This is a genomic window from Curtobacterium sp. MCBD17_040 (assembly GCF_003234805.2).
Taxonomy (GTDB): domain Bacteria; phylum Actinomycetota; class Actinomycetes; order Actinomycetales; family Microbacteriaceae; genus Curtobacterium.
The window spans coordinates 817,024-840,299 of the sequence record NZ_CP126273.1 but is presented as its reverse complement, the minus strand read 5'-3'; the positions used below and the strand labels follow the sequence as shown (position 1 = coordinate 840,299).

Here is a 23,276-nt window from a genome sequence, read left to right as displayed (position 1 = left end):
GACGCACGGGAGGCCCGGGACCAGCTGGTCCCGGGCCTCCCGTGCGCGCTCTTCGCAGGTGCGACGCGCCAGCGTTGCGCGGCGCCGACCGAGCCTGCGAGGTCGGTCAGTCAGGTCGGCTCACTCGGCGTCGGCCTCGGCGTCCGTCGCCGGCTCCTGCGCGACGCCCGCGGTGAACGCGGACAGGTCGACCGGGTTGCCGTTCGTGTCGACGACCTTCGCCTTGGCGAGCACGGTCGCGATCGCCTTGGAACGGGCGACCTCGCCGACCATGCCCGGGATCTGGCCGTTCTGGTCGATCACCTTGATGAACTCGCCCGGCTCCATGCCGTACTGCGCGGCGGCCTGGATCAGGTACTGGGTCAGCTCCTCCTGGCTGACCTGGACCTGCTCCTGCTCGGCGACCGCGTCGAGGAGCAGCTGCGACTTGAACGCCTTCTCGCTGGACTCGGCGACCTCGGCGCGGTGCTCGTCGTCCTCGAGGCGGTTCTCCTGCTCGAGGTGACGGTGGACCTCGTCGTCGATGAGCTGCTGCGAGATCGGGATCTCGACGCTGTCGAGGAGCTTCTCGACGAGCTGGTCGCGGGCCGCGGCGCCCTGGCCGAAGGTCTTCGACTTGGCGATCTGCTCCTTGAGGTCCGCCTTGAGCTCGTCGATCGTGTCGAACTGGCTCGCGATCTGGGCGAACTCGTCGTCGGCCTCGGGCAGCTCGCGCTCCTTGACGGCCGTGAGCGTCACGGCGATCTGGGCGGTCTCGCCCTCGTGGTCGCCGCCGAGGAGCTTCGACTCGAAGGTGGTGGACTCGCCTGCGGTCAGGGTCTCGAGGGCGTCGTCGATGCCCTCGATGAGGTCGCCGGAGCCGATCTCGTACGAGACGCCCGTGGCCGAGTCGACTTCTTCGTCGCCGATGGTCGCGGTGAGGTCGAGCTGGGCGAAGTCGCCCGCGGTGGCGGGGCGGTCGACCGTGACGAGCGTGCCGAAGCGCGTGCGGAGGTTCTGGAGCTCCTCCTCGATCTCGTCGTCGGTGACGTCGACCGCGTCGACCGTGAGCTCGAGGCCCTCGTAGTCGGGGAGGTCGAACTCGGGACGGACGTCGACCTCGAACGTGAGGACGAGGTCGCCGGAGAAGTCCTTGACGCTCGGGAGCTCGGCGATGTCGGCCTCGGCGCGACCGAGCACGCGGAGCTCGTTCTCCTCGACCGCCTGGCGGTAGAAGGTGTCGATGGCGTCCCCGACGGCGTGGTTCAGGATCTCCGGGCGGCCGACGCGCTGGTCGACGATGGCCGGCGGCACCTTGCCCTTCCGGAAGCCGGGGATGTTGATCTGCTCGGCGATGTGCTTGTACGCGTGGTCGATGCTCGGCTTGAGCTCGTCCGGCGTCACGTTCACGGTGAGCTTGACCCGGGTGGGGCTCAACTTGTCGACGGTGCTGGTGACCAAGGGTGTGTTCTCCTGAGGTTGACGATGGTGTGACCTGGTCGGGGCGACAGGATTTGAACCTGCGACCTCCCGCTCCCAAAGCGGGCGCTCTACCAAGCTGAGCTACGCCCCGGTCGTTGCCGGGCCAGGGTCGTGCAACGAGCGCGGGCAGGACGGACCCGACCGCGATCGATCCCGACGAGTCTAGCGGCACGCAAGCGCCGCGTTCCCGGCCTTCCCAGCGGCCGTGGAGGCGGTGGGCACCCGCGTCACGCGGGTGGCGGTGGCAGCGCGCCCCGGTCCTCCCGGCCGTCGGTGGCGGCGTCCTGCCCGCGACCGGTCCTGCGGTCCTGGCGGCCGTCGTCCGCGGCGTCCCGCAGGAGGCGGCACCGCCAGCGGACGCCCACGGCGACCTGGACGAGCACCGCGGCCGCGAACAGGGCCACCGCGACGATCGGGCGGACGACGTGCAGGAGCACGTGCAGCCGCTCCCCCACGTGCCCGCCGACGACCGACGGCGCGAACGACAGGACGACGACGCCGACGGCGACGAGGACGTAGGAGACCACGCGCGAACGCCACACGAGCGGATCGTGGCTGGTGGTGGCGATCCGGGGTACCCGCACGCCGCCGAGTGTAGGCGCGGTGTGCGTGGGCACCCGGCCGTCCGCTACGATCGGAGGGCGGCGCCGCGGTGTCGCACGGGGATGTAGCTCAATGGTAGAGCCCCAGTCTTCCAAACTGGCTACGCGGGTTCGATTCCCGTCATCCCCTCCACATAACTCCGCTTCTGATCAGCGGTTTCCTGTCTCGCCAGCCTCCGGGGCTCGGACCGAGTTCAGTCGTCGTGCCCACGCGTGCCCATAGTCGTTTCTCGAAACGGGCACGCAGGCCCCTGGCTGCTCCGCTCGGTCCGCCGTATCACCGTGCGGAGGACGAGACTGATGACGCGACCACGAATGGGGTTTGAGGCCCCACGACAACTTCCCTCGGGGCGCTGGCAAGCCCGCTTCACGACGCCCGAAGGCGAGCGCCGCTCCCTCGGCACCTACCGAACGCAGGCTGAGGCGTTCCAAGCAGTGGCTGCTGTGGAGACGGATCTCGGCCGCGGAACCTGGCACGACGAGCGCAGGGGTGAGGTTCTGTTCCGCGAGTACGCCGAGCAGATCCACGCGGAGCGGGAAGCGACGCTGAGCCCCGGCACCTGGAGGAACCAGAGGAGCCTGCTCAACCGTCATCTGCTGCCCGCGTTCGGGCACCGGCACATCGGCGACGTGACCCGTGCCGACGTGCGTCGCTGGTGGGCGTCCAAGGCCGCTCAGCCGGTGAACCGGCGCAACGCCTACTACCTGCTCCGCGTGATCTTCAACACCGCGGTGGAGGACGAACTCATCCAGGTCACTCCGGTGCAGATCAAGGACGCCGGAAAGGACGTGGCCAAGCGACGCCCGACCTTCACCGTGGACGACTTCAAAGCAGTAGCAGCGCACATGCCGCTGGATCTCGGAGCCGCACTGTGGACCATCTTCGGCGCGCACCTCCGCATCGGTGAGGTCTGCGGTCTGCACCGTGGCGACTACGACCCCATCGCCGGGACCCTGCTCGTCGAGCGACAGATGACGGACTCGGACGGGACACGCTCAGAGCGAGGCACGAAGACCGGCCAAGTCAAGACCGTGGCGCTGCCCGCGCCGACGATCGCCGCGCTGGAGGCCTACATCTCAGACCACCCAGCACTCCCGAGACAGCCAATGTTCCAGGGTCCGCGGGGGCGGCTCAACTCGCAGTGGCTCCGCAAGGCATGGGAGCGGGCACGTGAGGCCGCTGGGCTGCCGAACTTCCACGTGCATGACATCCGGCACGTCTCGCTCACCGCGGTCGCTCAAAGCGGCGCGACGCTCCGAGAGATCCAGCACCGCGGCGGTCACGCCTCAGTCGGGGCTGCGCTCCGCTACCAGCACGCGACCAACGAGCGCGACCGGCGCAACGCCGACGCGCTGTCCGACCTGCTCACTTAGGAACCATCGTGAAGAAGATCATCCCCGCCGTCCTTGCCACACTCGTGGCACTCACCCTCACCGGATGCGGCAAGCACGAGATCGACGCTGGCGAGCAGCTGCATAACTGTGAGGTGTTCGCCCTGCTGCACAACCAGGGCCAGACGTTCAAAGAGGCCCAGACTGAGTGCATCTACGTGGTCATCCACCACCCGCACTCGTTCCAGACCCCGGAGGGCTGATGCAAGTCAATGAACGATGCCTCATCGTCGAGGTGATCATGCCGAAGACAGGGATCTACAAGGTGTCCTGCCGCTTCTGCGACTGGGAGTGGTTCGGAACCGAGAAGCAGTGGGACCCGGATCTGCACTACTGCAAGCAGCTCGACCTGTTCGCAGGCGACAACTTCGCCGACATCAACTGATGACGAGGCGAGAGACGTTCGTGACAGGTCAGACCGTGGGGCCCGGGTTCGTCGTCCTCGACCCCGAGCACGTCCAGATGCCGACCACGAGCGAGCAGCCGAGGTGGGGCATACTCGTCCGCTGCCACCTCTGCGGACGCGAGTTGGTGGTCCGGCTCCAGACGTTGGCGAGGTACGGCTCTTGCTCCCGGGAGTGCGCAGCAGCGGCAGGCCTGAGTGGCAAGGCGGGCCGTTCGCCGGAGGGCATCAGAAAGCGCTCAGAGGCCCGTCAGCGGCGCGAGAAGGACGCCGTGGAACGACGGGAGGCACAGCGCTTCCTGACGCCTCAGATGCGCGCGCTCGTGGATGAGGCATGCCGAGCGTTCGAGCAGGACTTCCGATACGCCGAGCAGATGGCGAAAGCAGCGAGCGCGTTGAAGCCGAGGAACTGACGCGAAGTCTGATCACGCCAGGCCGATGGTCTGAATCAGAAGCTCTCAGCCTCTTACCTACGACACAGCACCAGGAGTTCTCATGGTTGCATATGCACCCCTGTCAGATAACGTTCCATCTCCGCAGGAGATCAAGAGCAGGACTGGCTTCCCGAAGAAGCATGCTCTTCGCTTCCCAGCTCAGCTCCGCAAGAGCAGACGGAATGCACCCACCTACGTTCATCGAGTCGGGACGCATCTGTCGTCTGTGGCTCTGACGATGCTGAACGAGAACCGGCAGATGCGGTTATCACGAGATCCGATAACCGGTCGGGTGCCATTCGTCGCGCGGTACAGCAGTCTCGATCAGGAGTACCTCTCGTCAGCGCTGTTCGACTACGTCGAGGCGAAGCGCCGCCATCTGCTGGTGTGGGACTCACACGAGCCCGTCCTACCTGGGGATCGCCGGTACCGGTTGGTCGTCTCGCAGCTGGAGCGGGAGTGCGATCGAGCCGCCGCCTTCGCACTCGATGTCTGGGACCCGACATTCAAGGAGAAGCTGTCAGCAGCAGGACGCAAGGGCGGTCAGAAGTCCAAGCGGGGTGCCGTCATCACCGTGGAGATGCTTCGGGCCGTCGAGGGGCTCTCGATTCCTGAGCAGATGGAGGCGCTGCATTGTTCCGCCTCAACGATTGCCCGGCGACGTAGGGAGTTGAAGAACCAGGCTTGCAATTGACGCCCTGTCAGATAAGCCTCCACACCTCGCAAAGATCGCGCATTACCCGTATGCTGATCCACGAACTCCTGTCGTAGGTGTTGTCAGAAGGCCCCGAGTGCCCCTCACACTTGGGGCCTTTGGCATGCCAGGCCGATAGTCAAACTGACGGTCCCGGTTCGCTTCTTCGTCCTTGCTCGCCGGGACCGTCATCAAGTCGCACGCGCAGCGGCCGATGGTCAAGATGACGGAAGGACGAAACCGTGGCTACTCATTCATATCCAGAAACGAACCAGCGCACGCTGGCCGAGGCCATCGCCGACAGCGCACGACTCATCGATCAGTGGATCCGGGAGCGTCACGAGTTCCCGCACCCAGCAGAGGGCAAGCGATGACAGGGTCAGAACCTGCTGCGGTCTCGACGAATGCGCCATGCAGTAACGAACATCACCACCGCCATACCGAAGAAGAGCCATCCGAGCGACGGGGTGTGCGCGCCGAACATCTCGATCAGGCCCCCGATGATGAACATCAGGCTGGCCCCAAAGAAGAGTCGCCACGCGAGAGCAATGTGGTTCACGCTCGGGAGAGTACGCGTGAGTAATTATCACCGCCAGGCCAAGTGGACCACCACCTCCAAGAGGGAGCGCGAGCGCATCCTGGCCACGCTGCCGGTGCCGTGCCCTCGCTGCGGCCGACCTATCACCAAGGACACGCCCTTCGACGTGGGTCACACCGTGCCACTGAGTCAGGGCGGTGGTGGTCCGCTGCGTGCCGAGCACCGCTCGTGCAACAGGCGGGACGGGCAGCGGTTGCAGCAGCAGGCCAAGCGCCAGCACCGTGCACCATCCACGTCCACCGACCAGCGCCTCTTCGGATGGTGAGCCCGGTGCCTACTCCTTCTCCTGCTCCGTCGGCGAGCGCGGCGCGTTCTTTTGAACTGGCTGTGAACCCCCGTCACGGCAGCACCCCATTTGTGTCCGGGTACGACGGATCGTGGTGGAACGAGGTCAGGGACAGCGGGATCAAGCCCCGGTTCGTGTCAGAACTGGGCGGAACGGAGCAGGGCCAGCAGGCGTTCCTGGCAGGGGCGGAATTGATGCGCCTGTCCGGTCCTCGGGGTCAGCGAGGCCGCATGATCCAGCCTCAGCAGCTGCTGATGTCCGACGTGCTCGCAGCGGGCCACGGTCACAACGCCATCCTGATGCCCCGACGTTCCAGCAAGACCACCAGCCTCGTCGCTGAGGCCCTGGGACGCGCCAGCACGACCGAGGACTACCGCGTGGCCCTCTTCACCCTCAGCAGCGGCAAGGCGGGACGCTCACGGTTCGCCAAGGACGTGGTCCCCGCACTGGAGCGGCTCTACCCGGAGAAGGGGAACCGTCCGTTCAAGATCATCCGCAGCGCCGGTCAGGAGCGAGTGGAGTTCCCGGAGAACGACTCATTCGTGCAGTGGATCTCCTCCAGCGACGACCTCCGCGGTGAGGCCTTCGACCTGGTGGTCCTCGACGAGGCGGGAGAGCCGGAGCCGGAGAAGGTCAGCGATGTGATCAGCGCCGCGGCTCCGACCATCGATACGCGGCCTGGAGGGCAACTGGTGGTGGCGGGGACGGCCGGTCGCTACCGGGGTGCCAACCTCCTGTGGTCGTGGCTCCAGCGGGGCCGCAGGGGCGAGATCGGGATCCTTGACTACTCGACTGATGACATGGACGAGGAGGACCTGGCGGACTGGGAGAAGGTCGCGCCGGTCGTGGTGGACATCCATCCCGGCCTCGCCGGACTGACGAACCTCGCGCAGGTCCAGAACAACTTCTCGCTCCTCGGTCCGGAGGACTTCGGCCGTGAGTACCTGGGCATTTTCGGGCTCCAGGGCGACACGTCGAACCTCATCGATCAGGACCAGTGGGCGTCCCTCGCGCACGATGGCCAGCGTCCGGAACTTCCCCGACACTTCGGCCTCGGGATCGCCGTGAACCCGGAGCAGGCGTTTGCGTCCATCACGGCCGCGTGGCGGGACGAACAGGGCAGGGCCGTCCTGGCGCTGCTGGAGCACCGGCCCGGGGTCGCCTGGCTCGCTCAGACCGTGTACGACATCGCTCGGAAGCACCGCGCCACCGTCGTGCACGACACCATCGGGGCTGTCCTCGCGGAGACGCTGAACCTCTCGCAGCGTGCGGGATCCCCGCGGCTGGCTCCGCAGCGCCGGTCCGACATCCCGGCCGCCTCCGCGCTCCTCATCAAGGAAATCGAGACGGGCAACTTCGTGCACTTCGACCAGCCCGACATGAACGCCGCTGCGAGCGTCCTGGTGCGCCGCAGATTCGGTCAGACGAACTCCTGGGCCCTGGGCCCGGCTGGTGGCCCCATCACGCCACTGGAGGCCGGTTCGATGGCGCTCCGCTGGTACGACGAGAACCCTCGCAAGAGCCTCGGGAAGCCGACAAACTGGGCCGCGTGAGGCGGTGATTGCTCCGGTCGATAGTCTAGGTATGGGACTCCTCGACCGGCTCGGACTCGGCAAGGAGCAGGTCGAGAACTTGCTCACGCCGAACCTGCCTGCCGTGTCGCCGTGGGCCACGACGCAACTCCCCCAGATCGTCTGGAGCGACATCGTCGGCCTGCCCACGCTGCCGATGACCCGTGCCGACGCCATCTCCATCCCCGTGGTGAGCAAGGCCCGGAACCTGATCTGCACGATGGTCAGCAAGATGCCGCTCCTCGCCTACCAGGCGGGCACGAGCACCGAGGCCAGCACCCCGACCTTCCTCTACAGGACGGACGGCGCGGTGACGCCCGCTGAGCGGCTCTGGTGGACCATCGACGACTTGATCTTCTGGGGCTACTCCCTGTGGGTCGTCGTGCGCGGGGCGGGCGGTCAGATCACGGACGCCGAGTGGGTCCCGACCAGCCAGTGGCAACTCACCGATGGAGCCATCTCGGTCAACGGCACCGTCCTGGCGGACGAGCAGTTCATCCTCTTCAACGCGGGATTCGAGGGGCTGCTGAACATCGCCTCTCGCACGCTGCGTCGCGCGATCGACATCGAGGAGACCGTGGCTGCTCGTGCGGCCACGAGCGTGCCGACGCTTGAACTCAAGATCACCGACCCCAAGTACGACCCGACAGACCCCGAGATCGAGCAGTACCGCAAGTCGTGGGCGCAGATCCACAAGGCGGGGCAGCCTGCCGTGGGCGTGACGCCGAACGGGATGGAACTCGTCGAGCACGGGCAGGTCTCCACCGACATGTTCGAGAACGCGCGGAACGCGAACCGAATCGACATCGCGGGGTTCCTCGGCCTGTCCGCGGTGATGCTCGACGGCACCGTCAACCAGGGGACGCTCACGTACGTCACCAACGACGACCAGCGGACCGAGTTCTACGAAACGAGTCTGCCGATGTGGACGCTGCCCATCGAGCAGCGCCTCAGCCGGGACGATGTGGTCCCGCGTGGCACCGAGGTTCGTTTCCAGAAACCGGACACCACGCCGGTCCCCTCCGCCGATCCCGTCCCGAGCCCCGCGCCGATCCCGACCACAGGAGGCACCGATGCCCGCTGACGTGACCCTCACCACTTCCACACCCCCGACCGACACCGAACTCCGCGCCCTGTGCGTGGCCGCCGTCACGGCTTCCGCAGCCATGCCGGAGCAGTGGGTCGAGTTCGCCGGGGACCTGTTCGACTTCATCACCAACGGGAGCGCATCGTGACCGAAGCCCTCATCGAGGCCGGGACTCTCCAGGCCTCGCTCAATGACCGCAAGGTCTCCGGCCTGCTCCTTCCCTACGGGGAGGTCGGCAACACCAACCTCGGCAAGTTCAGCATCGAGAAGGGTGCTGTCCGCATCCCTCGGGACGCCAGCGTCGTCGGCGCGAACACCGACCACGACCGTGAGTCCCCGGTCGGCCGCGCCGAGTCCCTCACCGACACCGACGCCGGGATCGTCGCCACGTTCTCCATCGCGGACACCGACGAGGGTGACGCGCTCCTCCTAGACATCAGCGAAGGGCGCCGCACCAACCTCAGCGCCGAGGTCAAGGGCATCGTTCTCCGCGCCGGAAAGGCCGTGGCCGGATCCCTGTTCGGGGCCGCGTTCGTGGCCAAGGGGGCGTTCCCGAGCGCCGCGCTGATGGCCTCCGACGTGGGCGACCTGCCCGAGGACAAGGGCGACCTCAGCCACCTCGCCGACACGCTGCGGGACCTCGGCAAGGACCCCAAGGCCGCGCTCCTGGCGTCGATCGCCGACGCCACCCAGACCACCGACGCGAAGCCCGCGGCGGACACCAAGCCCAACCCTCAGGAGGACACCGTGGGCATCCCGAACACCCTCACCGCTTCGGCCCCGGCCGAGAAGCAGCCGCTGCGCAAGAGCCAGGTCCTCGGCCTGCTCAACGCGGCGAAGAACGGCCGCGCCACGCAGGACGCCCTCACGCTCCTGGCCTCGGAGATCGGGCACATGCCCGACAACGCTGCCACGCTGTTCGGCGCGCTGAACGACATTGTCTACGACGGCACGGACGGCAAGGGCCCGGCCACGACGATGGGCGTCCCGCAGTGGCTCGGGGAGCTCTACTCGGAGGCCACCAAGCCGTACAAGCCCACCTACACCGACCTGTTCGGCGCTCCCGCGGGACTCACCGCCCTCCAGATGAAGGGTTGGCGCTACAAGACGGCCCTGGCCGGTGGGGCGTGGCAGGGCAACAAGACCGCGATCCCGACCGGCAACATCGCGGTCGAGCCGGTCTCCGGCAACGCCAGCCGCTTCGCCGGTGGTGTGGACGTGGCGCGCGAGTACGTGGACTTCCCCGGGTTCGAGGGCTTCTTCGACGACCTCTTCACGCAGCTGGCTCGCTCCTACGAGGTCTGGAAGGACCAGAGCATCGTGGGCCCGGCCGTCGTCGCGGCGGCCACCGCGGTCGAGGCGGACAACCCCTCGGGCCTCAGCATCGGAGCCGCGCTGTCCAAGATCATCGACGGCGCTGTGGCAGTCGCCTCCACGGGGACACTGCCGTCGTTCGCCATCGTGGACTTCGACGATTACAAGGAGATGTTGAAGACCCCGCAGCAGGACGTGCTCGGATACCTCAACGCCGCGCTGAACCTCACCGAGGGCGACCTCTCCGGGTTCAAGATCCGGCCCTCGCTCCTCGTCGAGGACGGCTCCGCGCTCGTCGGCTCCAGCATCGCCGCCACCATCTACGAACTGCCTGGTGCGGCTCCGATCCGTGTGAGCGCGCCGAACATCGCCCAGGGCGGGACGGACATCGCCGTCTTCGGGTACGCGGGTGCGCTCGTCACCCACGCCGAGGCCCTCGTCAAGGTCACGCCGTACTCGGCCTGATCCTCCATGCCCCAGGGGCCGAGGAGGAGAGACCTCGGCCCCTGGCCCTGACCTCAGGAGGTCGTCATGGCTCTCGCCACGAGTGCCGCGAAGGACGCACTGGCTGCTGCGTACGCCGCCACGGCCGCCTTCGGCGCGCTGTTTACGACCGTGCCCGGCGCGACCCCTGGCACCGAGGTCACGGGCGGCACCTACGCCCGGAAGCCGCTCGTCTGGTCGTCCTCGGTCGGCGGTGTCATCAACGCCACCGCGACGTTCGATGTCCCGGCCGGGGTCACTGTCCAGGGCGCTGGCGTCTTCACCGCTGCCACGGGCGGCTCCTACGTGGACGGCTGGAGCGTCATTGCTCAGGCTTTCGCGACCGGTGGTCGCTACACGCTGAGCGTCACCTTCTCGGAGTCCTGATGACTGACACCGTTGAGTACTACTGGACAGGGACCGCTAACGCGTCGCCCTCAGTTCAGCGTGTCAACGGTGCCGTCGCTCGCTCCAACCTCTTGAAGAATCCAGCCCCGGCAAGCGGTACGGGCAGCACCACGTCCTGGGGCGGCAACCCGGGCAACGGAACCGCAGCCGCAGCAGTCACTGGCGACGGCACCGAACCGGCAGGGGCCAAGGGCTTCATCCGCTACAAGTGGTCCGCAGCCGAGACCACTGCCGGTGGCGGCATCTACCAGGGCGTCGGCGCAGTCACCGCCCCAGGGACCACCTACACGTTCAGCGGCTACGTCCGCTCCAGCCAGTCTCAGCGCCTCTACGCCCGCATCGAGTGGTACGACGCCAGCAACAACGGCTTGGGAGTCTCCAGCGGCCCTGCCTTCGACCAGCCCGCCAATTACTCCTGGAACCGCGTCAGCGTGACCGCGGCGGCTCCTGCCGGTGCCGTCCGCGCCACCGCGTGCATCTACGTGACGACGGGAGGCAACGCCAGCGTCATGCCCGCTGGTGCGTTCTTGGACTTCACGGCGTGGCTGTTCGAGCCGTCCGCCACGGTCGGCACCTATTTCGACGGCACGGCTGTCTCGGGTACCGCCTGCGGCTGGAACGGCACCGCCAACGCTTCCGTCTCCGTCAAGCGCACCGGCCCGGCAGTCTCGACCAACCGAGTCCTCAACCCCGGCTTCCTGACCAACATCTCCAACTGGGCCGTCCAGAGCACGGCGTCATGGGACAGCACGAACAAGCGGGGATCGGTGAACCTCGCTGCCACTCTCGCCATCGGTGCGAACGCTGCCTACGCCATCGACTCCGGCACCACCGGGGACGCCCGCCGCTTCGGCCTCTGGTTCTACAACACCAGCAGTACCGCGCTCGCAGTGTCCCTCAGCGTCACGGCTCGCAACTCCTCCAGTGGTGCCCTCACCACCTGGACCGGGACGACGGTCAGCGTGCCTGCCGGTCAGTCCTCATGGCTCACGGTGAGCACGGGGCCTACGGGCTACCCAAGTGGCACGTCCACCGTCTCGCTCGCCATCAACCCCCGCACCACCGCTTGGCCCGCGGGAACCACCTTCGCCTGGACCGACGCCATGGACACCGAGTACGGCGACGGTTCGACGCTCACGCCAGACCAGTACTTTGACGGCTCCTTCGCTCCGTCCCTCGTGGGCTGGGCTGGCCCTACCGGGACTGGAACGAGCGCTGTCACGTCCACATCTCCGCTCCTCATCGCATCGGCCGGCGCAGTCGCTGAGGGCGCGTCCTCAGTCGCTGATGAGGCCGCCGAGTTCCTGGCTTCCGTCTCGACCGACGCCTCTGGCTCCGTGTCGGCCTGGGGTGTCGAGCCCCGCCCGTTCCAGATCAACCTTCCGACCCTGGAGGCGCAGATCTCATGACTACGTCACTCGGACCCTTTCACGTCGGCGACAGCCCTGCCACGCCCGTGGAACTCGAACTGACGGGCGACCAGGACTTCGAGCTGTACACGTCCGCCGACGCCACACTCCGCAACGCGGCAGGCGTCACCGTGGCGTCCTGGACTGGTCTGGCCATCGATGAGGAGTCCATCGTCCTGTCGATCCCGGTGGGCTCCTTCGAGACGCCTGGCGTCTACCGCCTGGTGCCGCGACTCGTGGGTCACGGGACAGTCACACTGCCCGGCGTCCCGGTCATCGTCGAGGCGGCAGACGGCTGGCACAGCATCGACAGCGCTCGTGACGAGTGGCCTGGGGCTCCGGAGGATCTCCGGCTGTACACGGTCCTGGCCCTGGCCAAGGAACAGGTCCTGGCCTACGCACCCGTTCTCGAGGCCGGGGCTGTGGTGCCGATGAACTTCCGCCAGGCCCAGTTGATGCAGGCGCGGAACATCTGGAACTCGTCCAAGGCGGATCCCTCTAACGGGCAGATCGGTGACGGCTCGTTCGTCATCACGCCGTTCCCGCTCGACTGGATGGTCCAGCAGATGCTCCGTCCACGGCGCGGAATGCCCGCTGTCGGCATCGTTCCGGAGCGGAGGCCCTGGCATGTCCTCTAGCCCACGCAAGGCGCTCACGGACGCCCTCAAGCCCGCTCTGCCCAAGGGGTGGCGGCTCTACTCCGCGAACGACGTTCCCGACGTGCTAAGCGGTCCCACCGTCGTCCTCAACCAGACCTCGATCAAGAACAACCCGAGCGCGCCGGTCGGTCAGTACCTGGCGACGTTCGAGGTCGTCCTGGCGTCGGCGCTCACCGACGTGATCAAGGCGGAGGACGAACTGGACGGCAACGTCCTGGCCCTCGCTTCCATCCTCAACTCCCTCAACCCCAGCCTCTGGGACACCGCCGATAAGGGCACCTTCCGCGAGGCCTTCGCCTATACCTTCTCCGTCTCCGTCATCACCACAAAGGACTGATCAACCATGGCCGCCATCCTCGCCGCTCCCGCCTTCCTCCAGGACGTGCGCGTGACCGTCGCGGGCTCGAACTACGAGACCGCCATCTCCTCGGTCGCCTTCACACCGAAGACCGACACCGTGACGTTCAAGGGCGGCACGCCGTCCGCCACGTACAACTTCCAGACGAACGCGGACTGGACCGCCGACCTGACCTTTGCGCAGGACTGGACGACGGCGAACTCGCTGTCGAACTACCTGTTCAACAACCAGGGAAAGCAGGTCTCTATGACCTTCATCCCGAACCAGGGTGGGCCGACCATCACCGCGACGGTGACGTGCCAGTCGGGTCCGGTCGGTGGGGCCATCGGGGCCGTGGCCACCTCCACCGTCTCGCTCGGGGTCACCGGCACGCCGACGTTCAGCGCCACGACCGGCTCCTGACCCATGGCCGGAGTCTCCATCAGTGTGGAGGGCAGTGAGGATCTCAAGAAGGTCGTCACCGCCCTCCAGGTGGTGGACTCCAACGTCGCCAAGGCGATCCGGCAGTACACGCAGGCTGAAATGGCTCCGGAGTGGCGGAAGGGCCTGGCCGAGCGAGCCCACTCGCTGGTCGAGACCAAGGCCCTGGTGGACACCAGCCGGGTGAAGGTCTCAAACCAGAACGTCTCTCTCACCAGCGCCACCGTCAAGGGTGGGCCGTGGCGGGGCGGTTTCGACCCGCGCGTGGACTTCGGCGCTGTCGAGTTCGGGGCCAACCGGGAGCAGGAGGCCACGTACTTCCGCCGCACCCGCAAGGGATCCCGAGCCCGCGTCACCCGGCACACCGCGCGGCAGTTCAAGACCCCGTTCCGCAACGGTCGCGTGGTCTGGCCTGAGGCCAAGGCGGAGATCCCGCGCTACGCCTCGCTCTGGGTCCAGACCGTCCTGCGCACCATCCACGATGCCCTAGAAGGGAAGGCCGACTGATGGCCAACGGGATCAACATCTCGATCGGGGCCGACACCCGCAAGTTCGTCTCCCAGGTGAAGGAGATGCCCGATGCCCTCCAGCAGACCATCGAGGCGCTGGAGAAGTTCAAGGCGGAGGGCGGTGAGGCTCCGGACGCGCTCATCGACCGACTCAAGGAGGCTCAGGCGCAGACCCGGGACCTGTCCAAGCAGATCGACGGCGTGGACAAGTCCCTGTCCAAGGTCAACTCCGGTAGCGGCGGCGGCTCGTCCTCCGTGTTCAAGGAGACCGGCAAGGCTGCCGAGGAGATGGGTGAGCGGACCGAGGAGGGATCCAAGGTTGGCGAGGCCGCACTGATGAACCTCGGCTTCTCTGCTGGCACGGTCGGTGAGGCCTTCACTGGCCCCTCCGGTCTCATCTCGCAGGTCGGTATGTTCGCCGCGTTCCTGGGTCCGGAACTCGGTCCCCTCGCTGTCCCGATCACGCTCCTGGGTGTGGCGCTCGCCGCGGTCGGCTCCAGCATGGAGGACGACACCGACGACGCCTCGAAGTTGAAGGACTCGGTGAAGTCCCTCACGGACCAGTTCATCGACTCCGGCGACAAGACCAAGAGCACGGCCTCTCAGTACAACGCTGCCCTCAAGGCGATCCTCGACGGCTCCACCGACCTCGGGATCAGCCAGGCGGAGATCCGCAAGGCAACGGAGCTGACGGGGCAGTCTCAGTCCGCCTTCTACCGCGCCATGGCGGACACGAGCAAGCCCGCCATCGACGCTCAAATCAAGGCGACGCGCGACTACGTGCAGACCATGAAGAGCCAGATCGAGACGGACGGCGGGGCTGCCAGGTCGATCAACTCCAAGGCCGCCGCGGAGAAGGGACTGACCGCTGCGCAGCAGGGGCGGATGGTCAAGGACCAGTCCGAACTTGACTCGGCCAAGAAGCTCCTCTCGGCTGAGAAGGAGCACGCCGATGCCCTCGACAAGGCCACCAAGAACACCAAGCTGAATGCCTCGGCTCAGGAGGAGTCCGCGGGCAAGACCAATCAACTGACGGCGGCGGAGCAGGCCCAGAAGCAGGCGGTGAAGGACGCCGCCGACGCCACCCAGGGGTTCTCCGACTCCCTGCACGGGGCTCTCCAGGCGGCCGGAGAGGACACCGACGACTTCACCAAGAACGGGGTCACGAACCTCGCCAAGTACGTCAAGAACCTGAACTCCACGACCCAGAGCATCATCAGCGAGGCAGCCAACCTGTCCTCTGTCGCGCCGGGGCTGACCCAGGCTGGACTGGACTACGTGGAGTCCCTGGGGCAGCAGGCGGCTCCGCTCCTCGCTCAGGCCGTGAAGTTGGGGCCGTCGAACCCGCAGTACCAGGCGCTCCTCAACTCCTGGAACGCGGCCGGACAGGCGTCAGAGACCAAGTTCTCGTCAGCGGTCAAGGCGGGCAAGCAGCCGGTCGTGACGCCGGACGTGGACTCGTCCAAGGCGGACCGGAAGTTGGACAACCTCAAGAGCCAGAGGCCCAACGGACCGACCTTCCAGTCCCAGGTGGACACCAACCAGGTGGAAAACCGAATCCAGGAGATGGGACGCCGCTCGGTCAACGGCCCGACCCTCAACTTCCGCTCGAACACCTACGCCCTGGACCGCGCCATCGCGAGCTACCAAAACAAGGTCATCACGGTCCCGGTCGAGGGCTCGCTGAGCATCAATGGGAAGCGGGTGTACTGATGTCCATCTCGATCAGCAACGGCACGACGACGGTCATGCCCCTTGACGTGCTCGGGTACACGATCTCCCGGCAGTCCCAGAACGTGTTCCACAACATCATCGGGACCGCCACGGCCATCGACGCGACTCTCATCGGGGCGGGGCTCCGCTCGGGCACGTTCACGTTCCTGTTCGACGACGAGGACGATGCCGTCGCGCTGGAGAGCCTCTACACCGGGCGGGAGGTCCTTACCTACGCCGACTCCGACCGGCCGAGCATCACTGGGATGGTGCACGCGCTCAGCGGCACGCTCACTCGGGCCCAGGACGACAGCCGCACCGTATGGACCGTGTCGGTGGACTGGCAGGAGCTGAGCTGATGGCGACGTTCCGCCGCTCCGCCAGCGTCACGCTGGTCCCCACGACGGGCGATCAGCCCTGGCTCGATGTCATCTCGGGGTCAGTGTCCCTCAACGAGACCACGCAGCCGTACGCGACGGCGACCGTGGAGGTGGCGATTCCCGACATGGCCACGATCGCTCTCATGGATCCCCGCACCGGCCCGCGGATCACGCTCACCCTCTCCGACTTCAACGAACGCACCCAGACCCTCACTGAGCGGTCCTTCGATCTGCTTGTGATCGCGCGCTCGGTTGATCACGACGCCAAGTCCGTGACGCTCCAGGCCGTGTCGGATGATCAGGACCTCCTGAACTACTCGCTCGTCCAGAACACCACCGACACCACGAACGTGGCGTCTCAGCACAGCGTCCGGCAGGTCGTCCAGAACGTCCTGACCCGGGTCAACGGCGCGACGCTCCAGCCGGGATCCGCGGACGCCGACTTCACCACTCTCACCGCGCTGACCAACTACGTCACGAACGGCAACTTCGAGGACTCCACGACGAGCGGCTGGGCGGGCGGAAACGCGAACCTGACCCAGTCCACCGTCTGGGCCCGGTCCGGCACGCACAGCCTGAGCATCGGTCCGAACAGCACGTCCTCCGGCGACTCGTACGCCTCAGCGGCGGTCACAAACTTCACCGCAGGGAACCAGTACACGATCTCCGCGTGGCATCACCTGCCGACACCGCAGAACAGCAGTGCTGCCGGATCCCGGCCGCGCAGCATCGTCGTCGTGGCGAACGGAGCGGTGCTCACGCAGAGTGCGCAGGCTCCGAACAGCGCCGGGGACACGCGCCTCTCGGTCACCTTCACCCTGCCGATCAACACCACCACGCTGAGCATCCGGCTCTACAACGGGGGCACGAGCGGCTCCACCATCACGTACTGGGACCAGGTCCTCATGACGGACGGCACCGGCCTGGAGACGGACGGGACACCGCTCCAGTACTTCGACGGTGACACCGCCGACACCAACCTCTACGAGTACGCCTGGCAGGGCACGAACGGAGCCTCGCCCTCGACCCGCGTCCCGGTGTTCGACCGCCCACCTGAGTCCCTCACCTGGTCCCCTGGCGACTCCGCCTCGGACTACCTGGAGTCGATCCTCACCGCGGTCGGGCTCCGGCTGTACTGCGACGAGCAGCGCCGTTGGTGGCTGGCGGACGGCACCTTCCAGGTGCCTGGCCTGCTCCGCATCGCGACCGGCTACAACCTCTACGCGGCCTCCGATGCCATCGACTCGACAGCCACCGCCATCGATGGAACGCCGCTGTTCTTCGAGGCGGCGGTAGTCACCTACAGCTGGACCAACGCCGCGGGGAACGCGGAGACCGCCTACGACGCCTACGCTCTGCCCGGCGTCACAGTGACCAACACGCTCCGGCTGACGCTCCAGCGGGCCTATCCCGGGCCCGGAGCGGCGCAGTACATGGTGACCCGGAACAGCGGCCGGGGGCACTCGCTGAACCTCACCGCCCGGCAGGAACTGTCGGCCACGCCATCGATGCCGGTGAGCGTCACCCTGCCGAACAGCGACCAGCAGGCCGGATGGATCTCCGGCATCTCCTGGGACCTCTCGACGAACGAGATGACCGTGAGCACCCGTGGGCTCATCGCATACCCCGCGGGCTCGTACGGCCACGCCGCCACCAACCAGACCTACGCGTCCGTCTCCTCGACGTACGCGGCCTACGCGAACTAGGAGCAGCACGATGGCTAACGGTGACGCCGCTGGAGCGGCAGGACTCCCTACCTGGGACGAGAACGAGCCGGTCAACGAGACCAGTGACAAGTTCAACATCGTTCAGGACGAGATTGCCGGGGACCGTGACCGGCTGGACGCACTGGAGGCAGCCGCGCTCAACCCACCCGTGTTCAGCGCCTACCGGGGTGCGGCTCAGAACGTCGGCTCTGGTACGTGGAGCGTCGTCGCGTCGGGGTCGTTCACGCTGGAGGAGAACCACGGCTTCACGTCGTGGTCGGGTGGCCTCCTCACCATCGCCCGCTCCGGCCTGTACGCCTGCTCCGCTCACGTCGAGTTCACGGGTGACGACTACTCCCAGGTGGGCGTCCAGTTGACCCAGAACACCGCCAGCCCCGACACGGACAACACCATCGCCAAGGGTGAGTGGGCCGGTCCGAAGAGCGGTGTCCTCAACGCCGGTCCCACCGCCTACGGGATGCGCCGCCTGGCGGCTGGGGACGTGGTGCGGATGCTGGTGCTCCAGATCAACGGCAATGACAACGTGTGGAGCTACGGGACGCACAAGCCTGACCTGACCTGGACCATGCAGTGGATCAAGCCGTAGCCTGAGCGAGCATCCCGTGGCTTGGTGTCTAGCCCCGGTGCGCTTCCCAGCTCCGACGCTCTTGTTCTACCGGCCAACTGATAACCCATGCGAGTTGCTTGATCGCTTCTCGCAGCATGGCTTCGTGCTGAGTAGCGGGGAGGCTTGTAACGAACCTGTCGCTCACCTCTCCGGCCCACTCACGGCCTTCAAGATGGACCGAGGCACTCCCGGTGGCCTCCATGAGCACATCGTTGAACTGGCGTTCGTGCTCCCAAACGTGGTCCTCCTGCAAGGTCGCCTCGATCTCGTCGAGCGTCAAGCCGAAACCACCCTGAAGTCCGTAAGCAGCGATGGTGTTGGTGGCGGGGTCAATCAGTTGGTAGGTCCCAAAGTCGTAGGCCCTGGGGTCACGGCGGCGAGACTTCTGCAATTCGAGGCCCTGCCGCTTTGCGGCGTTCCGGAGACGGATCTCGCGGGACTTCTCATTGAGATCGTTCATGGGTAACCCTTCTTGCAGACGTTACCCAGAACATTACCTGAAGCATTACCTGGACGCTACCGGCGACATTTGCCACCGCGTGTTGCGACTACTGTTTCTTAAAAAAGGTGTCGGCGTCGTTGACGAACACGGACACTAGTTCCCCCGGCTGGTGACTCCAGGTTGGGTGGCCCAGATCCTTCCGCATGGCCTTGAGCAGTCCTTCGAACGCGAGGATCATCGCCTTGGTGTCGTTCGAATCGCGGGAAGCCGAGCCCTTGAGATCGTTCCAAGAGCGGATGACACCACGAGAGGCGAAGGTCAGCATCGGGGCAGGAAGCGCAACGAACAGTTCCGACATCTTGGCCTGGTCCGCTGGTTCGTTCGGCCTGCCAAGGTTGAACATCCCAATGAGCCCCGAGATGGTCTTGTCGTAGAAGTCCGTCTTCTGCTTACGTACCGCTTCCTCGCGAGCGCGCTGCTTCTCCAGCCTGCGGGTCGTGAAGTAGGTGATGATCGGCACCGAGACCACGCCGACCAGCGCGGCGATGGCCGTCATCGTCTTGCTGGGCAGCCCGAGGAACCAGGCCCAGATGTGCCAGCCGAGGAACACAGCGACAGCCAGGACGATCAGCACCACGATCAAACCCAGCGTGAAGTTCACTGCCTGCTTCAACTTACGCTCCAATCGAAGGAGCCTGCATCGTCGCACCAACCACCGACATCCGCAGTCCATCGTGCCCAGTTCGTGCCCAGGCGTGCCCAAGATCCGCTAGCGTGAGAACAGGCCTCCGGTCGCTCGTTTCCAGAAACAAGCCGGTCAGAGGCGGAGTGGCACGGAGGGCTGGGAGCCCGAAATCAGGCTTCCAAACTGGCTACGCGGGTTCGATTCCCGTCATCCCCTCCACGTGACCCGACCCGACGTCGTCCACCGTGCCGAGCAGGTGCTCGTCCTCCTCGAGCCGGTACCGCACCGGATCGCCGTCGTCCGATGCATCACGGTCGGCGACGAGTGCGATGGTCGAACTCCGGGACACGAGCAGCACGGCCGGGGTCGGCCGGCCGTCGCCACGGTTCACCTCGAGCCACATGAGGCCGTCGGACGCCAGGGCCGTCCGGATCCGCTCCCGCACCGCGTCGGGCCCCTCCTTCGAGATCGTGTACTCGATCCCGTCGTAGATGACGATGGTCCGGATCATGCCGGGGTCCCTTCCGAGGGCTCGGGGACGATGCGCAGTCCGCCGGGTGACCCGGCTGCCTGGGCCAACGCCTCGACCCACTCGCGGTTGATGGTCGGCGGGCGACTGCCCGAGTAGCGGATGACGAGGGGCACGGTCCGGTCGAGCCAGATCGCGGTCCGACCGTTCCCGACGTCGCGGTCGTCCTTCCAGGAGAACATGAACGACTCGCCGCGGCGCAGCTTCGTCGCGATCACGATCTGCAGGTGCGCGAGCAGGCGGTCCTCGAAGTCCACGGTGTACGAGCTGTTGTAGATCATCCTGCCCATGGGACCAGCCTCCGATCCGGCTCCTGGGATCGCCACCAGGGAGCCCAACGCCTGTCCTGTCAGCGTACCCAGACCGGAACGACCACGCTGGCATCATGCGACGCATCCACTACGCCGGGGGGTACGTCATGACCGGCGACAGCACGTGCAAGGCCCTCCTCCGGTACGCCCGGGCACTCGCCGTGGCGGGCGTCGCCGACGTCGTCCAGATCCCGGTCGTCACGGACGGCGGCAGCAGGGCGTACGCCCACCTGCTCATCGGGCCCGCGAGCCAGATCTTCTCGACACCAGTCCTCGAGAGCCCGGACGAACCGCTCGACCAGGAGGTCATCGAGCGCCTCGAGCGGGGGACGATGTCCCTGCAACCGAGCCGGCCGGAGTGGCCCGCCGAGATGACCGACGTGCAGGACCTCAGTTTCCTCGTCGACCTGGACTACGACGCCACGTAGGGTCGGCCGAGGGCGTACCGGACGCGCAGCCGAGCCGGGACGCGCCGCTCGACTTGACGCCGGGTTCGAACACACGTTCGAATAGGGGCATGGGACGGCGACGTGAGGACCGGTGGTCACCACCGGAGCACCCCGAGTCGCCGCGCCCCGACGCGTTCTCGCTGTCGGAGGACGCCCGGGGCGGCGATCCCTGCCACGCCGTCACGCCGATCCCGGTGTGGGCGTGGATCCAGTTCCCGTCGTTCCACGTCCGGGTCAAGGCGTTCGCCCGCAGCTGGACCGTCGACGCCGTCCTCGTGGAGTGGGCGCAGTTCGGTCATCCGGCCGAGGCCTGGGTCTGGCGATCCGCCGTCAAGCACCGCACCCTCCGCGAGGACGACCGCCGGACGCGCCGGGTGGCGGACGACCGATGGTGACCATGCAACGACGCCGCGGACGCACGGACCGCGTCAAGCGGACATTCTGACGCGACCGCATTGACAGCCCTGCCCATACAGAGGATCGTTCAGCGAATCGCACGTCGTTGAACATTTCAGCGCGCGAAGGATTGGACGGACGGACCAGTGCCGGCCGCATCGACCACGGGAGGGCAGATGAAGAAGACCGACGTCCCCTCCTGGATGTCCCACGTCCTCACCCCGCCCGAGGTCATCGCGGCCTACGTCGAGCAGCGCGTCAACGACCCGTCGCTCCTCGCCCCGGACCAGACCGAGCCGACGTACGCGGACTTCCTCGTGTCCGAGGACTGACCGGCCCCGGCGCCGGCCGGGAGGGCCGTCAAGCGGGCGGCGCGTCGGGTACCGGTGTGCTCCTCCCGCGCTCCCGTCGGCCGCTCACGGTGACGCCGATGCTCGCCAGCGTCACGCAGGCCAGCGCGACGAGCTCCCGCGCCGACAGGGCCTCGCCCGCGATCGCGAACCCGGCGAGCGCTGCGATGGCCGGCCCGAGACTCTGGAGCACCCCGAACACCCGCGGGGGCAACGTCCGGAGCGCCTGCATCTCGAGGGCGTAGGGCAGGACGCTCGACAGCACGGCCACGGCGCCGAACACGAGCAGCAGCACCGGATCCGCTCGGACACCGTGCACGGCGGCGCCCGCACCGACCGGGAGGGCGACGAGCATCGCGACGACGAGCGAGACGCTCAGACCGTCCACCCCGGGGATCCGCGCACCGACGTGCCGGTTGAGCACGATGTACGCCGCCCAGCACACCGCGGCGACGACGGCGAACACGAACCCCGCGACCGCGGCGGGACCGGACGCGCCGACACCGAGCAGCACGACGCCGGCGAGTGCGAGCGCGGCCCAGACCACGTCGCGCCATCGCCGGGTGTACACGAGCGAGAGCGCGAGCGGCCCGAGGAACTCCACCGTCACCGCGATGCCGATCGGGATGCTCGCGAACGCGACGTAGATGCAGACGTTCATGCCGCCGAGGGCGAGACCGAGCCCGAGGGCGCCGAGCCACTGCGCCCGGTCCCACGACCGCACCGCCGGCCGCACCACGAGGGCGAACACGACGGCGCCGATCGTCAGACGGAGCACGGCCGCACCGACGGACCCGACGACGTCGAAGTGGGTCTTCGCGATCGCCGCGCCGAGTTGCACCGACACCATGGCGGCGACGGCGAGCGCGGGCGCCGGGACACGTGCCGCGCGGTCACCGTCCCGGGCCGGGGTCGGCGCGCTCATCGGTGCCTCATCGCAGGGACGCGAGGACGGCGAGGACACGACGGTGGTCGTCGCCGGTGTCCTCGAGTCCGAGCTTGGCGAAGATGTTCGACACGTGCTTCTCGACGGCGCCGGTCCCGATCACGAGGGTGCGTGCGATCGCGGCGTTCGAGCGCCCCTCGGCCATGAGCGCGAGGACGTCCCGCTCGCGCGGTGTCAGGGCGGCGAGCGGGTCACGCCGACGCCCCATGAGCTCCGTCACGACCTCGGGATCGAGCACCGTGCCGCCGCTCGCGATGCGCCGGATCGCGTCGTCGATCTCGTCGAGGCGCGTGACGCGGTCCTTGAGCAGGTAGCCGAGCCCGCTCGATCCGTCCGCCAGGAGCTCCTCGGCGTACGACGCCTCGACGTACTGCGAGAGGAGGAGCACCCCGATGCCCGGCACCGTACGACGGGCCGCGACGGCGGCGCGCACACCCTCGTCCGTGTAGCTCGGCGGCATGCGGACGTCCATCACGACGACGTCCGGTCGGACCTCCGGCAGGCTCGCGAGGAACGTCACCGCGTCACCGTACTGCGCGACGACCGCGATCCCGGCCTCGTCGAGGACGCGCGTGAGGCCCTCGCGCAGGAGGACCGCGTCGTCGACGACGACGGCCCGGATGCGGGGTGCATCCGGGCCGTCGGTCATGCGC

General features: G+C 67.2%; 32 protein-coding genes and 2 tRNA genes. 24 read left to right on the top strand and 10 right to left on the bottom strand.

Translation table 11 applies throughout. The features are described from left to right. Positions 1 to 120 precede the first annotated feature (120 nt). From tig to DEI94_RS04095, 3 genes are all read right to left on the bottom strand, one after another. On the bottom strand, positions 121 to 1,440 hold the full coding sequence (gene tig / locus DEI94_RS04105) for a trigger factor (RefSeq protein WP_111027718.1): 1,320 nt from the start codon (positions 1,438 to 1,440) through the stop codon (positions 121 to 123). Between the two features lie 35 nt (positions 1,441 to 1,475). Continuing rightward, positions 1,476 to 1,552: transfer RNA gene (locus DEI94_RS04100), tRNA-Pro, on the bottom strand. Between the two features lie 136 nt (positions 1,553 to 1,688). Further along, complete coding sequence (locus tag DEI94_RS04095; RefSeq protein ID WP_181441905.1) at positions 1,689 to 2,045, bottom strand: hypothetical protein; 357 nt, start codon at positions 2,043 to 2,045, stop codon at positions 1,689 to 1,691. 77 nt (positions 2,046 to 2,122) lie between these two features. Here DEI94_RS04095 and DEI94_RS04090 point away from each other — a divergent pair. The 7 genes from DEI94_RS04090 (at position 2,123) to DEI94_RS04060 (ending at position 5,360) form a co-directional block, all read left to right on the top strand. Continuing rightward, positions 2,123 to 2,196: transfer RNA gene (locus DEI94_RS04090), tRNA-Gly, on the top strand. 167 nt (positions 2,197 to 2,363) lie between these two features. Next, the gene (locus tag DEI94_RS04085) at positions 2,364 to 3,437 is read left to right on the top strand and encodes a site-specific integrase (RefSeq protein WP_111027719.1); all 1,074 of its coding nucleotides are present in this window, start codon (positions 2,364 to 2,366) and stop codon (positions 3,435 to 3,437) included. An 8-nt stretch (positions 3,438 to 3,445) separates the two neighbouring features. After that, positions 3,446 to 3,658, top strand: a complete 213-nt coding sequence (locus DEI94_RS04080; RefSeq protein WP_111027720.1) for a hypothetical protein — start codon at positions 3,446 to 3,448, stop codon at positions 3,656 to 3,658. Between the two features lie 38 nt (positions 3,659 to 3,696). Continuing rightward, a complete protein-coding gene (locus DEI94_RS04075) occupies positions 3,697 to 3,840 on the top strand; it encodes a hypothetical protein (protein ID WP_181441906.1) in 144 nt (47 codons plus the stop codon). 20 nt (positions 3,841 to 3,860) lie between these two features. Then, complete coding sequence (locus DEI94_RS04070) at positions 3,861 to 4,271, top strand: hypothetical protein (protein WP_146249583.1); 411 nt, start codon at positions 3,861 to 3,863, stop codon at positions 4,269 to 4,271. 259 nt (positions 4,272 to 4,530) lie between these two features. After that, a complete protein-coding gene (locus DEI94_RS04065; protein WP_146249584.1) occupies positions 4,531 to 4,986 on the top strand; it encodes a hypothetical protein in 456 nt (151 codons plus the stop codon). Between the two features lie 242 nt (positions 4,987 to 5,228). Continuing rightward, a complete protein-coding gene (locus tag DEI94_RS04060) occupies positions 5,229 to 5,360 on the top strand; it encodes a hypothetical protein (protein WP_258378102.1) in 132 nt (43 codons plus the stop codon). 5 nt (positions 5,361 to 5,365) lie between these two features. Here the strand turns inward: DEI94_RS04060 and DEI94_RS04055 are convergent, their stop codons facing one another. Next, on the bottom strand, positions 5,366 to 5,545 hold the full coding sequence (locus DEI94_RS04055) for a hypothetical protein (RefSeq protein WP_111027724.1): 180 nt from the start codon (positions 5,543 to 5,545) through the stop codon (positions 5,366 to 5,368). A 366-nt stretch (positions 5,546 to 5,911) separates the two neighbouring features. Here DEI94_RS04055 and DEI94_RS04050 point away from each other — a divergent pair, with 366 nt between their 5' ends. From DEI94_RS04050 to DEI94_RS03985, 14 genes are all read left to right on the top strand, one after another. Beyond that, on the top strand, positions 5,912 to 7,423 hold the full coding sequence (locus tag DEI94_RS04050; RefSeq protein ID WP_284183733.1) for a terminase large subunit domain-containing protein: 1,512 nt from the start codon (positions 5,912 to 5,914) through the stop codon (positions 7,421 to 7,423). 31 nt (positions 7,424 to 7,454) lie between these two features. Next, positions 7,455 to 8,525 (top strand): phage portal protein, encoded by a 1,071-nt coding sequence (locus DEI94_RS04045; RefSeq protein WP_111027726.1) that lies wholly within the window; start codon positions 7,455 to 7,457, stop codon positions 8,523 to 8,525. Continuing rightward, positions 8,515 to 8,676 carry a hypothetical protein gene (locus DEI94_RS04040; RefSeq protein WP_181441907.1) on the top strand — a complete coding sequence of 54 codons (162 nt, stop codon included), beginning with the start codon at positions 8,515 to 8,517 and terminating at the stop codon, positions 8,674 to 8,676. Before DEI94_RS04045 ends, DEI94_RS04040 begins: the two co-directional genes overlap by 11 nt. Then, on the top strand, positions 8,673 to 10,307 hold the full coding sequence (locus tag DEI94_RS04035; protein WP_111027727.1) for a hypothetical protein: 1,635 nt from the start codon (positions 8,673 to 8,675) through the stop codon (positions 10,305 to 10,307). The genes DEI94_RS04040 and DEI94_RS04035 overlap by 4 nt, the downstream gene beginning before the upstream one ends. Before the next feature lie 66 nt (positions 10,308 to 10,373). Beyond that, complete coding sequence (locus tag DEI94_RS04030; protein WP_111027728.1) at positions 10,374 to 10,712, top strand: phage tail fiber protein; 339 nt, start codon at positions 10,374 to 10,376, stop codon at positions 10,710 to 10,712. Further along, complete coding sequence (locus tag DEI94_RS04025; protein WP_146249585.1) at positions 10,712 to 12,142, top strand: hypothetical protein; 1,431 nt, start codon at positions 10,712 to 10,714, stop codon at positions 12,140 to 12,142. Before DEI94_RS04030 ends, DEI94_RS04025 begins: the two co-directional genes overlap by 1 nt. A gap of 47 nt (positions 12,143 to 12,189) precedes the next feature. Further along, positions 12,190 to 12,780 (top strand): hypothetical protein, encoded by a 591-nt coding sequence (locus DEI94_RS04020; protein ID WP_111027730.1) that lies wholly within the window; start codon positions 12,190 to 12,192, stop codon positions 12,778 to 12,780. Beyond that, positions 12,770 to 13,138, top strand: coding sequence for a hypothetical protein (locus tag DEI94_RS04015; RefSeq protein WP_111027731.1), 369 nt, complete (start codon positions 12,770 to 12,772; stop codon positions 13,136 to 13,138). Before DEI94_RS04020 ends, DEI94_RS04015 begins: the two co-directional genes overlap by 11 nt. A gap of 6 nt (positions 13,139 to 13,144) precedes the next feature. Continuing rightward, entirely contained in the window at positions 13,145 to 13,561 is a 417-nt protein-coding gene (locus DEI94_RS04010; RefSeq protein WP_111027732.1) for a hypothetical protein, read from the top strand. A 3-nt stretch (positions 13,562 to 13,564) separates the two neighbouring features. After that, positions 13,565 to 14,086 carry a hypothetical protein gene (locus tag DEI94_RS04005; RefSeq protein ID WP_111027733.1) on the top strand — a complete coding sequence of 174 codons (522 nt, stop codon included), beginning with the start codon at positions 13,565 to 13,567 and terminating at the stop codon, positions 14,084 to 14,086. Continuing rightward, positions 14,086 to 15,801 (top strand): hypothetical protein, encoded by a 1,716-nt coding sequence (locus DEI94_RS04000; RefSeq protein WP_111027734.1) that lies wholly within the window; start codon positions 14,086 to 14,088, stop codon positions 15,799 to 15,801. The genes DEI94_RS04005 and DEI94_RS04000 overlap by 1 nt, the downstream gene beginning before the upstream one ends. Continuing rightward, positions 15,801 to 16,160 (top strand): hypothetical protein, encoded by a 360-nt coding sequence (locus tag DEI94_RS03995; protein WP_146249587.1) that lies wholly within the window; start codon positions 15,801 to 15,803, stop codon positions 16,158 to 16,160. Before DEI94_RS04000 ends, DEI94_RS03995 begins: the two co-directional genes overlap by 1 nt. Further along, complete coding sequence (locus DEI94_RS03990; RefSeq protein WP_181441908.1) at positions 16,160 to 17,887, top strand: carbohydrate binding domain-containing protein; 1,728 nt, start codon at positions 16,160 to 16,162, stop codon at positions 17,885 to 17,887. Before DEI94_RS03995 ends, DEI94_RS03990 begins: the two co-directional genes overlap by 1 nt. A 10-nt stretch (positions 17,888 to 17,897) precedes the next feature. Further along, the gene (locus DEI94_RS03985; protein ID WP_111027737.1) at positions 17,898 to 18,494 is read left to right on the top strand and encodes a hypothetical protein; all 597 of its coding nucleotides are present in this window, start codon (positions 17,898 to 17,900) and stop codon (positions 18,492 to 18,494) included. Between the two features lie 28 nt (positions 18,495 to 18,522). Here the strand turns inward: DEI94_RS03985 and DEI94_RS03980 are convergent, their stop codons facing one another. From DEI94_RS03980 to DEI94_RS03965, 4 genes are all read right to left on the bottom strand, one after another. Further along, on the bottom strand, positions 18,523 to 18,975 hold the full coding sequence (locus DEI94_RS03980) for a hypothetical protein (RefSeq protein ID WP_111027738.1): 453 nt from the start codon (positions 18,973 to 18,975) through the stop codon (positions 18,523 to 18,525). Positions 18,976 to 19,063: 88 nt separating this feature from the next. Next, positions 19,064 to 19,630, bottom strand: coding sequence for a hypothetical protein (locus DEI94_RS03975; RefSeq protein WP_146249588.1), 567 nt, complete (start codon positions 19,628 to 19,630; stop codon positions 19,064 to 19,066). Between the two features lie 199 nt (positions 19,631 to 19,829). After that, positions 19,830 to 20,153, bottom strand: coding sequence for a hypothetical protein (locus DEI94_RS03970; RefSeq protein WP_111011018.1), 324 nt, complete (start codon positions 20,151 to 20,153; stop codon positions 19,830 to 19,832). Next, positions 20,150 to 20,461, bottom strand: coding sequence for a DUF7882 family protein (locus tag DEI94_RS03965; RefSeq protein WP_111011017.1), 312 nt, complete (start codon positions 20,459 to 20,461; stop codon positions 20,150 to 20,152). Before DEI94_RS03965 ends, DEI94_RS03970 begins: the two co-directional genes overlap by 4 nt. Before the next feature lie 95 nt (positions 20,462 to 20,556). On the opposite strand from DEI94_RS03965, the gene DEI94_RS03960 reads away from it, so the two are divergent. The 3 genes from DEI94_RS03960 (at position 20,557) to DEI94_RS03950 (ending at position 21,659) form a co-directional block, all read left to right on the top strand. Next, positions 20,557 to 20,910 carry a hypothetical protein gene (locus tag DEI94_RS03960; protein WP_111011016.1) on the top strand — a complete coding sequence of 118 codons (354 nt, stop codon included), beginning with the start codon at positions 20,557 to 20,559 and terminating at the stop codon, positions 20,908 to 20,910. Positions 20,911 to 20,999: 89 nt separating this feature from the next. Continuing rightward, a complete protein-coding gene (locus DEI94_RS03955) occupies positions 21,000 to 21,326 on the top strand; it encodes a hypothetical protein (RefSeq protein ID WP_111011015.1) in 327 nt (108 codons plus the stop codon). Between the two features lie 177 nt (positions 21,327 to 21,503). Continuing rightward, positions 21,504 to 21,659 (top strand): hypothetical protein, encoded by a 156-nt coding sequence (locus tag DEI94_RS03950; protein WP_181434930.1) that lies wholly within the window; start codon positions 21,504 to 21,506, stop codon positions 21,657 to 21,659. A 28-nt stretch (positions 21,660 to 21,687) separates the two neighbouring features. Here DEI94_RS03950 and DEI94_RS03945 read toward each other — a convergent pair whose 3' ends face one another. Both DEI94_RS03945 and DEI94_RS03940 read right to left on the bottom strand, forming a co-directional pair. After that, complete coding sequence (locus DEI94_RS03945) at positions 21,688 to 22,602, bottom strand: EamA family transporter (protein ID WP_111027740.1); 915 nt, start codon at positions 22,600 to 22,602, stop codon at positions 21,688 to 21,690. Between the two features lie 7 nt (positions 22,603 to 22,609). Beyond that, on the bottom strand, positions 22,610 to 23,272 hold the full coding sequence (locus tag DEI94_RS03940; protein WP_111013933.1) for a response regulator transcription factor: 663 nt from the start codon (positions 23,270 to 23,272) through the stop codon (positions 22,610 to 22,612). Positions 23,273 to 23,276: the final 4 nt, after the last annotated feature.

Excerpts from the sequence above, each read along its gene's own strand:
- DEI94_RS04085 (WP_111027719.1), top strand. The coding sequence starts at position 2,364 with ATGACGCGACCACGAATGGGGTTTGAGGCCCCACGACAACTTCCCTCG.
- DEI94_RS04075 (WP_181441906.1), top strand. The coding sequence starts at position 3,697 with ATGCCGAAGACAGGGATCTACAAGGTGTCCTGCCGCTTCTGCGACTGG.
- DEI94_RS04065 (WP_146249584.1), top strand. The coding sequence starts at position 4,531 with ATGCTGAACGAGAACCGGCAGATGCGGTTATCACGAGATCCGATAACC.
- DEI94_RS04045 (WP_111027726.1), top strand. The coding sequence starts at position 7,455 with ATGGGACTCCTCGACCGGCTCGGACTCGGCAAGGAGCAGGTCGAGAAC.
- DEI94_RS04040 (WP_181441907.1), top strand. The coding sequence starts at position 8,515 with ATGCCCGCTGACGTGACCCTCACCACTTCCACACCCCCGACCGACACC.
- DEI94_RS04030 (WP_111027728.1), top strand. The coding sequence starts at position 10,374 with ATGGCTCTCGCCACGAGTGCCGCGAAGGACGCACTGGCTGCTGCGTAC.
- DEI94_RS04025 (WP_146249585.1), top strand. The coding sequence starts at position 10,712 with ATGACTGACACCGTTGAGTACTACTGGACAGGGACCGCTAACGCGTCG.
- DEI94_RS04015 (WP_111027731.1), top strand. The coding sequence starts at position 12,770 with ATGTCCTCTAGCCCACGCAAGGCGCTCACGGACGCCCTCAAGCCCGCT.
- DEI94_RS04010 (WP_111027732.1), top strand. The coding sequence starts at position 13,145 with ATGGCCGCCATCCTCGCCGCTCCCGCCTTCCTCCAGGACGTGCGCGTG.
- DEI94_RS04005 (WP_111027733.1), top strand. The coding sequence starts at position 13,565 with ATGGCCGGAGTCTCCATCAGTGTGGAGGGCAGTGAGGATCTCAAGAAG.
- DEI94_RS04000 (WP_111027734.1), top strand. The coding sequence starts at position 14,086 with ATGGCCAACGGGATCAACATCTCGATCGGGGCCGACACCCGCAAGTTC.
- DEI94_RS03995 (WP_146249587.1), top strand. The coding sequence starts at position 15,801 with ATGTCCATCTCGATCAGCAACGGCACGACGACGGTCATGCCCCTTGAC.
- DEI94_RS03990 (WP_181441908.1), top strand. The coding sequence starts at position 16,160 with ATGGCGACGTTCCGCCGCTCCGCCAGCGTCACGCTGGTCCCCACGACG.
- DEI94_RS03985 (WP_111027737.1), top strand. The coding sequence starts at position 17,898 with ATGGCTAACGGTGACGCCGCTGGAGCGGCAGGACTCCCTACCTGGGAC.
- DEI94_RS03980 (WP_111027738.1), bottom strand. The coding sequence starts at position 18,975 with ATGAACGATCTCAATGAGAAGTCCCGCGAGATCCGTCTCCGGAACGCC.
- DEI94_RS03970 (WP_111011018.1), bottom strand. The coding sequence starts at position 20,153 with ATGATCCGGACCATCGTCATCTACGACGGGATCGAGTACACGATCTCG.
- DEI94_RS03965 (WP_111011017.1), bottom strand. The coding sequence starts at position 20,461 with ATGGGCAGGATGATCTACAACAGCTCGTACACCGTGGACTTCGAGGAC.
- DEI94_RS03960 (WP_111011016.1), top strand. The coding sequence starts at position 20,557 with ATGCGACGCATCCACTACGCCGGGGGGTACGTCATGACCGGCGACAGC.
- DEI94_RS03955 (WP_111011015.1), top strand. The coding sequence starts at position 21,000 with ATGGGACGGCGACGTGAGGACCGGTGGTCACCACCGGAGCACCCCGAG.
- DEI94_RS03950 (WP_181434930.1), top strand. The coding sequence starts at position 21,504 with ATGAAGAAGACCGACGTCCCCTCCTGGATGTCCCACGTCCTCACCCCG.
- DEI94_RS03945 (WP_111027740.1), bottom strand. The coding sequence starts at position 22,602 with ATGAGCGCGCCGACCCCGGCCCGGGACGGTGACCGCGCGGCACGTGTC.
- DEI94_RS03940 (WP_111013933.1), bottom strand. The coding sequence starts at position 23,272 with ATGACCGACGGCCCGGATGCACCCCGCATCCGGGCCGTCGTCGTCGAC.